The 12,816-nt window shown below is 44.7% G+C and carries 12 protein-coding genes; all 12 read left to right on the top strand.

Annotation, left to right across the window (positions count from 1 at the left end; genetic code table 11):
- The first annotated feature begins 136 nt into the window (after positions 1-136).
- Positions 137-1,486: a glucose-6-phosphate isomerase gene (locus ACESLK_RS14145; protein ID WP_373230153.1), complete on the top strand. Its 1,350-nt coding sequence runs from the start codon at positions 137-139 to the stop codon at positions 1,484-1,486.
- Between the two features lie 96 nt (positions 1,487-1,582).
- On the top strand, positions 1,583-2,506 hold the full coding sequence (locus tag ACESLK_RS14140; RefSeq protein ID WP_373230152.1) for a hypothetical protein: 924 nt from the start codon (positions 1,583-1,585) through the stop codon (positions 2,504-2,506).
- Positions 2,507-2,524: 18 nt separating this feature from the next.
- Positions 2,525-3,310, top strand: a complete 786-nt coding sequence (locus ACESLK_RS14135; protein ID WP_373230151.1) for a tyrosine-protein phosphatase — start codon at positions 2,525-2,527, stop codon at positions 3,308-3,310.
- Positions 3,311-4,129: 819 nt separating this feature from the next.
- Positions 4,130-4,432, top strand: coding sequence for a hypothetical protein (locus tag ACESLK_RS14130; RefSeq protein WP_373230150.1), 303 nt, complete (start codon positions 4,130-4,132; stop codon positions 4,430-4,432).
- A 239-nt stretch (positions 4,433-4,671) separates the two neighbouring features.
- The gene (locus tag ACESLK_RS14125) at positions 4,672-5,427 is read left to right on the top strand and encodes a YveK family protein (protein WP_373230149.1); all 756 of its coding nucleotides are present in this window, start codon (positions 4,672-4,674) and stop codon (positions 5,425-5,427) included.
- On the top strand, positions 5,408-6,100 hold the full coding sequence (locus tag ACESLK_RS14120) for a CpsD/CapB family tyrosine-protein kinase (protein ID WP_373230148.1): 693 nt from the start codon (positions 5,408-5,410) through the stop codon (positions 6,098-6,100). Before ACESLK_RS14125 ends, ACESLK_RS14120 begins: the two co-directional genes overlap by 20 nt.
- A 287-nt stretch (positions 6,101-6,387) precedes the next feature.
- Positions 6,388-7,293: a UTP--glucose-1-phosphate uridylyltransferase GalU gene (gene galU / locus ACESLK_RS14115; protein WP_373230147.1), complete on the top strand. Its 906-nt coding sequence runs from the start codon at positions 6,388-6,390 to the stop codon at positions 7,291-7,293.
- Positions 7,290-7,985 carry a sugar transferase gene (locus ACESLK_RS14110; RefSeq protein WP_373230146.1) on the top strand — a complete coding sequence of 232 codons (696 nt, stop codon included), beginning with the start codon at positions 7,290-7,292 and terminating at the stop codon, positions 7,983-7,985. Before galU ends, ACESLK_RS14110 begins: the two co-directional genes overlap by 4 nt.
- Before the next feature lie 21 nt (positions 7,986-8,006).
- Positions 8,007-9,122 carry a glycosyltransferase family 4 protein gene (locus ACESLK_RS14105; protein WP_373230145.1) on the top strand — a complete coding sequence of 372 codons (1,116 nt, stop codon included), beginning with the start codon at positions 8,007-8,009 and terminating at the stop codon, positions 9,120-9,122.
- Between the two features lie 33 nt (positions 9,123-9,155).
- Positions 9,156-10,529, top strand: a complete 1,374-nt coding sequence (locus ACESLK_RS14100) for a hypothetical protein (RefSeq protein ID WP_373230144.1) — start codon at positions 9,156-9,158, stop codon at positions 10,527-10,529.
- Complete coding sequence (locus tag ACESLK_RS14095; protein ID WP_373230143.1) at positions 10,526-11,695, top strand: glycosyltransferase family 4 protein; 1,170 nt, start codon at positions 10,526-10,528, stop codon at positions 11,693-11,695. The genes ACESLK_RS14100 and ACESLK_RS14095 overlap by 4 nt, the downstream gene beginning before the upstream one ends.
- Positions 11,695-12,816: a glycosyltransferase gene (locus ACESLK_RS14090; protein WP_373230142.1), complete on the top strand. Its 1,122-nt coding sequence runs from the start codon at positions 11,695-11,697 to the stop codon at positions 12,814-12,816. The genes ACESLK_RS14095 and ACESLK_RS14090 overlap by 1 nt, the downstream gene beginning before the upstream one ends.

The following is a 12,816-nucleotide window of genomic DNA, read 5'->3' as shown; positions in this document are numbered from 1 at the left end:
ACACTTGGTTTAGACAAGCAGGACCACCACTTCGGGTAATCTTCATCTAAACTTCATCTAACCTTGCTTGTGCCGAGTCCGTTTATTCAGTATTCTTAAGCTAGAAGAATTTCTAAGATATGAGGAGAGAATAGAAATGAGTAAAGACATTAAATTCGATTATTCCAAAGCGTTACAATTTGTCGGACAGCATGAGATCGATAACTTAGCACCCGCAGTCAAGCTAGCGCATGAGCAACTACATAATGGAACAGGGGCGGGGTCAGATTATCTAGGTTGGATTAACCTGCCGTACGACTATGACAAGGAAGAATTCTCTCGCATCCAGAAGGCTGCGCAGCAGATTCAATCTGATTCCGACGCGCTGATCGTCATCGGAATCGGCGGTTCATACCTCGGAGCGCGCGCGGCGATCGAGATGCTGCAGCACTCGTTCTACAACACGCTGTCCAAAGAACAACGCAAAACTCCGCAAATTTTTTACGCAGGAAATAATATAAGCTCATCTTACGTTACACACTTGCTTCAAGCATTGGAAGGCAAGAACTGGTCCATTAACGTGATTTCGAAATCCGGTACAACCACGGAGCCAGCGATTGCATTCCGTATTTTCCGTGAAGCGCTTGAGAACAAATATGGCAAAGAAGCCGCACGCAAACGGATCTACGCGACAACAGACAAAGCACGCGGCGCGCTGAAGGTGCTGGCTTCAGAAGAAGGCTACGAAACTTTCGTCATTCCAGACGATGTAGGCGGTCGCTACTCCGTTCTGACTGCGGTAGGTTTATTGCCGATTGCTGCAGCAGGTATCGATATCGAATCGATGATGAAGGGCGCTCAAGACGCAGCGACCAAGTACAACAATCCGAACCTGAGCGAGAACCAAGCATATCAATACGCAGCCGTGCGTAATGCGCTCTACCGCAAAGGCAAGACGGTAGAAATTCTCGTTAACTATGAACCAGGCCTCCACTTCGTATCGGAATGGTGGAAGCAGCTTTACGGAGAAAGCGAAGGTAAGGATTACAAGGGTATTTTCCCGGCATCCGTTGATTTCTCTACGGATCTTCATTCCATGGGGCAATTCATCCAGGAAGGTAACCGGATTATCTTCGAAACGGTATTCCAGGTCGGTGAGGTTTCCGAACAAATCACACTTCAAAGCAACAGCGACGATCTTGATGGACTGAATTTCCTGGCTGGTAAAACTCTTGATTTCGTCAACAAAAAAGCGTTTGAAGGAACGCTGCTTGCTCACACAGACGGCAATGTACCGAACCTGATCGTAAATCTGCCGGACATGAGCGCATACACGTTCGGGCATATGGTTTACTTCTTTGAGATCGCTTGCGGCGTTAGCGGATACCTGCTCGGCGTGAATCCGTTCGACCAACCGGGCGTTGAAGCTTATAAGAAGAACATGTTCGCATTGCTCGGCAAACCGGGCTTTGAGGAACAGAAGAAGGCTTTGGAAGCACGGCTGTAAAATAACACAAAAAAAGAGTGCTTCCCAGCACTCTTTTTTTGTGTTTCTATGTTACATATGGAGTGACTTGCGATTTATGAGGGGAAGGTAAAGCTTTTGAAGAGCGCTGGTAATCTGGTAAAGGGCAGAAGAGGCGGTGTTGTTTGGTTAGGAACGGCTATTCTCGTAGCACTAATCTGGTTGTCTTCCATGAATGTCTGGACAACAATGCTTGTCAACTGGGCTGTAGTTGGCTTAGCTTATATCGGCGTCAAGAAGATCCAACGATCACTTAGCGGACGAGATACAATCGGCGCAATCGGTGCGCTCGGGATTGTCTGGATCGCGATCTGGGTGATTGGTTATTGGATTAATGAATCAGCCGCTCTTATAGCTATGGCTAATGCCAATTCAATCCTCATCTCAATAGGGTTAACGTTATTGCTGGCAGCAGGGACTACACTGTGGATTCTATCTTCAGCTATCCCTCGTGAAGCACAAGATTCGAAGGGTAATCCGATCCGGGTGCTTAAGCAGTCATGGGGCATACTTAAACGCGACCAAGGCATAGGGTATTACGTCTTTCTGGGAGCGGTTATGCATATCCTCGCGGCTTATGCGGGCAATTCCGGCGGCGCTGGAATACAAGTCGTAATGGGGCTGACGGTTGCATATACGCAATTGCTTATGTTTGATCAAACCCGCTATAACAGAGCTGCAACTATGTATGATAAGGATCGTTCGGCGGTAAGCAGTAGAAAAGCATGGCGTTGGGTTAAAAGTGCGATACTTGTTCTGCATACCCTTCTTGCGCTCTTCTATATATTGCTGTATGTGGCTGCTGGTCATTGGTACTGGAGCTGGAATACCTTCTTTTTTATTCCACTTGCTTGGTTGATGGGTGGCTTGTATGCTTTAATTGCTTGGTTAGTCGGTCTCGTAAAAATCGTTTATTATTTCGTGCTAGCGTTAATCATTTTGGCAAATGCCTTTTTATTGGGTCTGATTCTGGGATTATTCGGCTTTCATGTCATTTCTTAAGATAGGGGGAAGATCATCATGATAGACATTCATACGCATATCCTACCCGGATTGGATGACGGAGCTGCGAATTGGGACGAAACTTTGAATATGGCCCGAGCAGCCGTTTCAGAGGGAATTACGACTATAATAGCAACCCCGCACCACGCAAATGGGTTTTATAATAACCTAGCAGTCGAAGTAGCACAGCACACTCTTCGTATTAACGAGCAATTAATAGCGGCGGGTGTGCCTATTGCTATTATGCCGGGACAAGAGATTCGGGTGCATGACGATCTGCTAGAAGCATGGTACAGGGAGGAGTTGCTCTCTTTGGCCGGCTCTAATTATGTGTTAATAGAGATGCCATCCTCTCGGATACCAAGGGAGATGAGTGAGCTGATTCATGAGCTTCAAATCATGAAGCTAAAGCCTATTATCGCTCATCCTGAGCGTAATGCGGAAATTGCAAAACACCCGGAGCGGCTGGCTGCGTTGGTCGAGGAGGGTGCTCTTGCACAAGTTACAACCCACTCGTTACTTGGCGGCTTTGGCAGGAGAATCGAGCAAGCAGCTTGGTCGCTTTGTAAAAGCGGTCTCATTCATATCGTTTCGTCGGATGCGCATCATCTGGAGCGCAGAGGATTTCGAATGCGCGAGGCCTACGATGTTATTCGTGAGCGAATGGGAGAGCAGTGGGAGAGCTATTTTCTAAACAATGCACGATGCGTGGTCGAAGACAAGCCTTTTGGCAGCATACCTGCCATAGAGCCTTCATCCGAGGGTGCTTTAAGTCGTTTCCTCTCTTATTTTTACAGCAGGTAGATTCTGGAATTTTGGTACGGTGCCCGTGATGCTGAAGTTGTAAATTTAGTCCTGAACAAGTAGTAAAAAAATCCCGATAAATGATTTGTTTCATGCGGAAGAGGAGTGGGTATGACGTTCTCCGAACCGTCAAACGGCAGTTTTTAGGAACCGAGCGCACCCGCTTTTGGCGGAAAAGCTTGGTTTTTTTATTTTTTGAGTTTAATAAAACGTTTCCATTTGCAAGTTATTTCCTATAAAGCAGCTGCGAAAAATGTCGAAAGATATTTTTTGTCCGGCTTTTCTAGGACACTGGTCAATAGTCCCTTTTTTGATCATGAAATAATGTAATATCTTCAAATCCCAAATTCATTAAACCCTATATTTCACAAGGAAAAGAAGCCATTTATATGCATGCATGTCATGAGTCTAAAGGCGCAATTTTGAAAAAAATGTATAAAGCGCTTCCAATTGACAAACTAATCATTCTAAGCGATAAAAACGAGCGAATTTCTAATGAAAACGATTATGAAAATGAGCAGGAATGTCTAATTCACAACATGTCTTTATTCCCTCAAGAAATGTTACTATATGTGCCATACTAATATTCAAAGAGGATGCAAGGTTGACTAGCCGCCTATTACCTGTCTAGGAGAAAAGTTAAATAATTTCTAAGTTAAATCAATTCTTACTATTATTAAAACCTCCTAATATAGGTTGTGTTCTATGTTGATTTGTAGGAAAGTTAAGTGGTTGGACAAATATTCAGTTCCATTATTCAATGAATATGCAGGTGTGACTTAACGAAGGTCTGACTTGATGAATGGAGGAATTTAAGAGATGAACGTTTCAAATCAGGAGCAGAAGCAAATAAGGCTGAAGCAATTTTTGAAAATACTATCTGAGGATCCTTCTCTAATTCAAGATGGGAAAGAGGAAACGAGACCGTTATCAGAGTTTCTTATGTTCACTGGTTATCCGCCCCGGAACGAACCCGTTGACATTGCAAAGCTGATATCGCTTCTGTTAAGGAAGAAGGGACTTGAAGTCGGCTCGGAAGATATGATGGAGCACATCATGAATGGCGGAACGGTTGATGACTTTATGAACACGGGAGAGCAGCGGCTGCATAATAGCAATTAGGGATTTGTGCTATCTGTTGCTTGTTATGGAAAAAAGCGCGCCCATTTGTTCGCGAAATGAATAATTTTTAATAATATTGAATTCGAAAAGAATACTTATCCGTACGTATAGACATCTCAATGGAGAAGTCATGCCTGAGGGTTCGCGTAGTGAATATACTTATTTATTATAATATTCAAAATGAATATTATTCGCGGGTTGCACAGAAGGATGACTTTACTAGTATCGGAGGAAACGAATTGGAATTAAAACAATATTGGATCATCGTCAAAAGAAGGCTGTTAATGATAGCGCTGATTATTACCGTAAGTTGTCTGACCATCGGCATGTACTCCTACTACTTTATTCAACCGCAGTATGAAGCTTCCGCTAAATTGATCGTTAACCAATATAAGGACAGCAGCTCACTTCTTCCAAGTATAGACGTTGGCGCCATTAACTCCACGATTGGACTTATCAAAACATATAAAGAAGTTATAAAAACACCTCGAATGATGAAATTAGTCGTCAAAGAGTACCCGGATCTTCATGTGACGTATGGCGAGCTAATCGGCAAGGTAAGTGTAAGCTCGGTAAATGAAACGCAAGTTATGTCCATATCCGTCCGGGATATTTCCTATGAGAAGGCGGCCAACATCGCAAATGCCGTTGCGGTCGTTTTTCAAAAAACGGTTCCTGAGCTGATGAAGGTTGACAATGTTTCTGTATTGGACAAAGCCGATCCGCAAGAGCTTCACGGTCCTGTGGCTCCGAATCCGAAGTTGAATATTGCCGTTACATTCATGCTGGCATTGATGATGGGCATAGGCATTTCCTTCTTGCTGGATTATTTGGATGACACAATCAAGACCGAAGAAGATGTCGAGACGTTACTTGGGGTTCCGGTATTGACTTCAATTCCGAGGTTTAAAGAAAGTGATGCCGGCAAACGGAGCAGCAAAATTCCGCTAACGAAAACAGTTGGGAGGGAAAGCAATGTCTCGCTTGATTCCTAAATGGAACCTTATTACGGAACATAATCCGAAATCGCCGATCTCGGAAGGGTATCGGATTCTGCGGACAAACATCGAGTTTTCGTCAATCGACCAAACGCTGCAAACCATTATGGTTACCTCATCCAAACCGAGCGAAGGTAAGAGTACCACTTGCGCTAATATGGCCGTCGCTTTCGCTCAAGCAAATAAGAGGGTTCTGTTAATCGATGCCGATTTACGCAAACCGACACAGCATCATATTTTTGGGAAGACCAACCGTTACGGCTTGACGACCGTTTTGTTCAATCAGAAGGAGTTACAGGATATTATCCAGCTTACCAACACGGACAACCTGTCGATGATTTCCGCCGGTCCTACTCCGCCGAATCCTTCAGAGCTGCTTTCATCGAAGAGAATGGCTGCACTGCTTACGGCAACTAGGGAAATGTACGATGTGATCATCATTGATACGCCACCGATCTTGTCCGTAACGGATGCTCAAATTGTAGCGACTCAAAGCGATGGCGTCGTTCTTGTCCTCGACTCGGGCAAAGTGAAAAAAGAAGCTGCACTCAAAGCGAAGGCGTCTCTCGAACATGTGAAAGCCAAACTGGTCGGTGTCGTTCTCAATAACATCAATCGGAAAGATTCAAATTCCTATTACTACTATTACGGACAAAAGAGCGACTCTTAGCGTTTATTCCTTCGAGCAATGGAAGAGTTGAAAAGTAGTTAGGTAATGTCTCCTGCACCTCTATCACCGGAGGCACTCGGTCATACTGTGGGTCAGCCGACCTTAGACGTTTATCGTCAAGGGTATGACGTGAGGAAGGGTTCAATGCCCTAGCAATCTTTTTTTACTTCGGATTTTTTCTAAAAATCCGAGCTATGCTCTCCGGAAGAAGGAAAGCATAGCTCGCATTTTTAGCATCTCGTAACAATGCGAGTATATAAAAAAAAATAGGATAGGGTGAAATCAAAATGGAAAAAGTGAGAAAAGCGATTATCCCCGCCGCAGGACTAGGAACCCGTTTTTTACCGGCAACAAAAGCGATGCCGAAAGAGATGCTTCCCATTGTTGATAAGCCGACCATTCAGTACATCGTGGAAGAAGCCATCGAATCGGGAGTAGAAGACATCATCGTCGTGACGGGCAAAGGAAAACGGGCGATTGAAGACCACTTTGATATCGCATTCGAGCTCGAACACATCTTAGAGGAAAAAGGGAAACTCGACATCTTGGAAAAAGTGAGAAAATCATCCCATGTGAATCTTCATTATATAAGGCAAAAAGAGGCGAAAGGGCTCGGACACGCCGTATGGTGCGCACGCAATTTTATCGGGAATGAGCCGTTCGCCGTTCTCCTTGGAGACGATATCGTAGAGGCTGAAATTCCATGCACCAGACAATTAATCGAGCAATATGAGCGTACGGGACGTTCGGTGATCGGCGTTCAGACGGTAGGCGTGGATCAGACACACCGATACGGAATTGTGGATCCTGGCGAAAGAATAGATAACCTTTACCAAGTCAATCGTTTCGTAGAGAAGCCGCCGCAGGGACAGGCCCCTTCCAATCTAGCAATAATGGGCCGCTATGTTCTGACTCCTGATATTTTCGACTATTTGGGCCGGCACGAGCGCGGTGCGGGCGGAGAAATTCAGCTTACTGATGCGATTCAAAGGCTGAACGAGGATAAAGGCGTTTACGCTTACGATTTTCAGGGTATTCGCTATGACGTGGGCGAGAAGCTCGGCTTTATAATGACTACGATCGACTTTGCGCTCAGGAATAATGAGCTAAGACATCAGCTTATGTCCGAACTGGGGGAAATTATGGAACGTGAGCTTGGCAAACAATTAATAACTGGAAGGAGTGAGAGATGATGACTCCACAATATCGGGATGAAGCGGTGGTGGGTGTATCGGATTACTATTCAAAAGTAATCAAGCAGAAAGAAACCCGAAGTTTCACCATGTATTCGTTTCTTAAACGTACCATTGACATTCTGGGTTCGATATTTGGTTTAATTATGCTTAGTCCGCTGCTTATTATCATCGCTATTATTATTAAATGGGAAGATCCTAAGGGTTCTGTCTTCTTCTATCAGACGAGAGTCGGTAAGAATGAAAAGCCGTTTCGGATTTATAAATTCCGCTCTATGTGTTCCGACGCCGAGGAAAAGCTGAAGGATTTGCTCGATAAGAACGAGGTCAGCGGCGCTATGTTCAAGATGAAGGACGACCCGCGCATTACGAAGGTCGGGAAGTTCATTCGAAGGACAAGCATTGATGAGCTGCCGCAATTATTTAATGTTCTTAGAGGGGAAATGTCTCTGGTTGGCCCAAGGCCTCCGAGCTCGAGAGAAGTAAATGAGTATACAAAATATGATAAGAAACGTTTGTCCGTAACGCCGGGTTGCACAGGTCTATGGCAAGTCAGCGGAAGAAGCAATCTAAGTTTCAAAGAAATGGTCGAATTGGATCTCGCTTATATCGAGAAGAAATGTATTTGGTTTGATATCAAAATCATACTGAAAACGGTAATCACAGTTATTAGTCCCAAGGGTGCGTACTAACCAGCAAATGGAGGCGAGAAAATGGCAAGAGTCCTTCACATATCGGAGTTTACCAAGGGCGGCATCGAAACCCACCTCAATGAAGTATTGAAGTACCAATCGGAGAGCCACGATATTTATCTAATGGCATCCGAGCAGAATTCCAATAGGGATACGCTCCAAATCAGTCCTGACCGATTGTTTCTGTATCCTTACCAAAGAAAGCCGAAATATTTTCTTAAAGCGATGAGATCGATGCAAAAAATGTTAAATGAGATTAATCCGGATATTGTGCATGTCCATGGAACGTTCGCAGGGTTTTTCCTGCGAACGTTGTTTTTTCTAAAGAGAAAACGCCCCGTCATTATTTACTGCTCGCACGGATGGGCTTTTCTGATGGATACGCTGCCTTGGAAAAGAAAGCTGTTTGCTGAGGTAGAGAAGGTGTTGTCGCTGCGGACGGATTTCATTATCAATATTTCAAACCATGAATATGAGATGGCCATGAATTACGGCTTGTCGCCCAAGAAATCGGTAGTAGTGTATAACGGGGTGTCTGATGCTCCTTCTTCGGACCACTTGCCGTTTGCTGTGAAGAAGGAAAAGATTAACTTACTTTACGTAGGCCGTTTCGACCGGCAAAAAGGCTTTGATCTGCTGCTCGAGGTGTTTAACGAGCATAAGTTCGAGGACGTCAATCTCTATTTGGTCGGTGATACCGTATTGAAACAATGCGATTATAAGTATCCCGACAATGCGATTAAGATCGGCTGGGTAGACAACTCGGAGATCGATCGTTATATGAAAGCGTGTGACGCCGTTATCGTTCCGTCTCGCTGGGAAGGGTTCGGCATAGTCGCGATCGAGGCGCTCCGGAATAAGAAACCTGTCATCGCAAGCAACCGAGGCGCGCTTCCGGAAATTATCAAGCACGGCGTCAACGGTTATATCTTCGATTTTGACAACAAGGAAGAGCTTGCCAACATTGTTCGCAAGTTGAGCAAAAGCAAGTTGGAAGAGATGGGAGCGACAGGTGAAAGGATTTTCAACGAAAGTTTCCATTCGGATAAAATGAACAAGCAAATCGAAAGGCTATATGAAAATGCTGTGAAAAAGCCAAGCGATAGGTATTCCGTATCCATCAATAAATACGTTTAGAGTCGCGGCGATGGAGAGAAGGTGAACGTAAGCTTGCTGAATAACCCAACGTTGCATGAAGAAACAGTCGAGAAATCAGGCATAAATCAGCTCTTTTTTGCTCTTTATCTCTGTATCTTGCTGGTGCTGACCGTCTATCAGGATTTTCCCTTGGTCAACATGATCGGTGAAATAGGCAGGTCGCCAATTATTATGCTGTTTCCTCTTTTTATATTTTGCGAAATCGCGATGCTTGCCAAATACAAGAAAGTGATGCTCGCGTCAAAGTTGCAGAAGTATTTGCTCGTTTTTATCCTTTATTTGTCTTTTGTCAGCATCGTCTATGTACTCGTTCAATTCATGCAGGGCAGCTATAGCTTCGGTTCGGAGAACCTGCTCGGCAAAGCGATAAAGGTATTGATTTATTTTGTCTTGATCCTATTCTACATCAGGCATATGCAGCTCGTGTTCTCGAAAATCAAAAGCTATAAAGTACTTTATGGCTGCTTTCTAGCCGTAGTCACGTTGTTAATAATCATTATGATTTTGGAGTTAATGAGCATCCCGAATGCGTTCACGTACTTGCATGCCGGCAGCAGCCCCTACTGGAGAGTAAGGCTGCTTACCTCGGAGAGCAGCACCACAGGATCTATTATCGTGGTGTATGCATCGATTCTGGTTTATCTGGCCCGGTATTTGAGCGGCTTTGCCAGGACAATGTCTATCGTGTATGCTTCCGGTTTTTTTCTGTTTTATTTGTTCGTTACTGGTTCGAAAGGATTTTTGATCGTAAGCTTGCTGACGCTTGTCGTGACGATGATCAAATTTCTGGATTTCCGGAAAAAGAAAAATTTCATATTGCTCATTTCGGTTGTCTTGGCCATGTATTTGTTTATCACTTATTTTTCAGCGGGGCTTGTCAGTTCGTTCAGCAACGATATCGAGAACTACACTTCGTCCTACACACGAATGGGAACGATCATTATCTCGCTGGCAACCGTCTTCCACCATCCGCTGGGCGTCGGCACGGGAGCCTACTTAATGTATTTCGATAAGTATGTGAACGAATCGATCAAACTGATGTCCCATTTTTATTACAACACATTCGGCATCAGCCAGATTAATGCCGGGGAGTTGCTGCAATACTCGGACTCGGATGAGAATTTGGGCGTCAAATCGGGCTTTTTCCAGTGGGTTATGTTCGGCGGGATCTTCTCGGTCCTTTTCTTTTACCTGCTAGCCAAAAACCTGATCATTAAAGTCAAATCCAGCTCCATCCTGTTTCTGGCCCTTATCTTTATCCTGCTGTCCCTGCTCTTTGTTGCACTTGAGATTAAATACGAGGTGTGGCTGCTTTTCGCCTTTATCAGCTTCTTTATGGGCAAGAACGAAATAAACCATTCCAATACAGCGAGGGCAGCGAAATGAAAATACTAGTTGTGTGCAGTGATTTCCCATTTCCTGCCGACCATGGCGGAAGGGTCGATACATGGGGAAGAATTAAGGTGCTCTCTGAGCTTGGATGGAAGATCCATCTCGTCGTATGCGGCAAACAAACGCCTTCCGAGGCGGACATGGAAGCTGTTAGCAGCTATGTTGAAGAAATTAAGCTCTGTAACCGAAGAAGCAAGCTGGCGGATCTGCTGCATGTCATTCCTATGCAAGTTCAGTCGAGAAACGAGCTGCGGAACATCCCTATCGAAGGAGATTACGATTATGTACTGCTTGAGGGCGACTATGTGTATCCCATCCTAAACAACCCGAAAATTAGACGCGATAAGGTCATCCTTCGGGTACATAACGATGAAGCGGTATACTTCAAGGCGCTTGCCAGAAGCACCAAAAATGTACTCCATAAAATGTATTATCACATGGAGAGCAGCAAATTCGCAGCATTGCAGAAAAAAATGCTGGAGAAGATCGACAAATATTTGTTTATTTCCAATAAGGAGTTTGAACTCTTCCAAAGGCAAAACCCTGCGGCCAAAAGCTTGTTTTTGCCGCCGCCTGTCACTGAGGACACGTTCCGTGAGAGTACTTTTCAGAGAAAGCATGTCGTCTTTATTGGTTCGTTGTTCATGCCGAATAACCGGGAAGCGATCCAGTGGTATTTAGCCCATATTCACCCGCTCATGCTAAAGGAGCCGGATTACAAATTCATTGTTGCGGGTAATAGCAGGAAACAAAGCTTAAGCTGGCTTGAACAGTACGATTTGACGAATGTGATCTTGCACGATACGCCGAAGAGTTTGGACGATATTTATAAAAGCGGTTATCTGTTCGTAAACCCGATGCAGAACGGAGCTGGCGTAAAGTTGAAGACGATCGAAGCGATTCAGAACGGTTTGCCCGTCATTTCAAGCTCCGTCGGTTATGAAGGCACTGGGCTTATAGATAACGAACACATCATGGTTGCCGACAAGCCGGAGGATTTTTACCGAAAAATCAAGCTGCTATTCGACAATCCCCAAGCGGCCAAAGCGCTGCTGGAGTCGTCCCAAAATTTCATACGTACGCATTATAACCATAAAGAAGTTCTGAAAGGTTATATCCATTCGTTAAATGCAAGTTATCAAATAAAGCAGGTGCTGTGATGGACAACGGAAAAACGAACGTCATGTTTGTTACTCATGCGGATAAGAAGGGAGGCGCCGAACAAAGTCTGATCCATTTGATCAATTACTTGGATACGTCTAAATACAGGATTTATCTATTGTGCCCCAGCGAAGCCGCTTATTTGAGTGAAATCAGGACGGAGTACGAGCACTTTCCGCTCCGCTTAAACAGCATTAAGAAAAAAGCCGGTTTCGGTTATCTGGAAACCGTTTTTCGGATGAAGGCGTTTGTGAAGAAAAACCGGATCGAGATTATTCATGCCAACGGATGGCGGGCGCCATGGTATACGGCTCCGCTCAAATTCATGGTGAAGAGTAAACTGGTTTGGCACCACAGGGATCATACGCATTTACGAATGTTCAACCAAGTGCTGCCAAGATTTTTTGACCAAGTGATTTGTATTTCGCACTTCGTGGCGGACTCTATTCAAGGCAGCAACAAGACGATCATTTATAACGGTGTCGATCCGGAATTGGCTTTAACGCCTAAGAGTCGAATGTTTATGGAGGATGATACGCTCGTTATCGGGACGTTCGGACGTATTGTGGAGTGGAAAAGATATCATCTCGTCATTGAAGCCGTCAAGAAATTGGCCGACAACAAAAAGTATAACTGGAAGCTGCTGATTGTAGGCGATGCATCCGTTGACGGTTCGGATACCTATTACAACGACTTGATCCAGAAGGTCATTGCCTACGGCTTAGAGGAAAACGTCATCTTCTACGGCTATAGCCATAAACCGCTCGACGTGATGAAAGAGTGCGATCTTACGATTAATTTCTCATTAAACGAGCCGTTCGGCAGAGTCATTATCGAGTCGATGCTCGCGCAAACGCCCGTCATTGTTTCGGATTCCGGCGGTGCGCCGGAAATCATTTTCGAGACAAGAGGCGGTTTAATTGTGAAGGACGGGGATGTTGAAGAGTTATATCAGACCATTCAGCGTATCTATGACAAAGTTGTCAATCATCAAGAGCTTTCAAACCAAGGTTACGCCAGTGTCATGAATGACTTCAACATGAAGACTATCGCGAAAAAGGTGGAGTATACCTACAATTTGATGTTAGCGCAGAATTTGAAGTCGGAGGCGGCGGGATGA

The organism is Cohnella sp., assembly GCF_041640265.1.
In the GTDB taxonomy this organism is placed as follows: domain Bacteria; phylum Bacillota; class Bacilli; order Paenibacillales; family Paenibacillaceae; genus Cohnella.
Note: the sequence above shows the minus strand (reverse complement) of the source record. Positions and strands in the feature narration are given on the sequence as shown.

Coding starts and splice junctions, on each gene's coding strand:
- ACESLK_RS14105 (WP_373230145.1), top strand. CDS start 8,007: ATGGCAAGAGTCCTTCACATATCGGAGTTTACCAAGGGCGGCATCGAA.
- ACESLK_RS14090 (WP_373230142.1), top strand. CDS start 11,695: ATGGACAACGGAAAAACGAACGTCATGTTTGTTACTCATGCGGATAAG.
- ACESLK_RS14130 (WP_373230150.1), top strand. CDS start 4,130: ATGAACGTTTCAAATCAGGAGCAGAAGCAAATAAGGCTGAAGCAATTT.
- galU (WP_373230147.1), top strand. CDS start 6,388: ATGGAAAAAGTGAGAAAAGCGATTATCCCCGCCGCAGGACTAGGAACC.
- ACESLK_RS14120 (WP_373230148.1), top strand. CDS start 5,408: ATGTCTCGCTTGATTCCTAAATGGAACCTTATTACGGAACATAATCCG.
- ACESLK_RS14145 (WP_373230153.1), top strand. CDS start 137: ATGAGTAAAGACATTAAATTCGATTATTCCAAAGCGTTACAATTTGTC.
- ACESLK_RS14110 (WP_373230146.1), top strand. CDS start 7,290: ATGATGACTCCACAATATCGGGATGAAGCGGTGGTGGGTGTATCGGAT.
- ACESLK_RS14135 (WP_373230151.1), top strand. CDS start 2,525: ATGATAGACATTCATACGCATATCCTACCCGGATTGGATGACGGAGCT.
- ACESLK_RS14095 (WP_373230143.1), top strand. CDS start 10,526: ATGAAAATACTAGTTGTGTGCAGTGATTTCCCATTTCCTGCCGACCAT.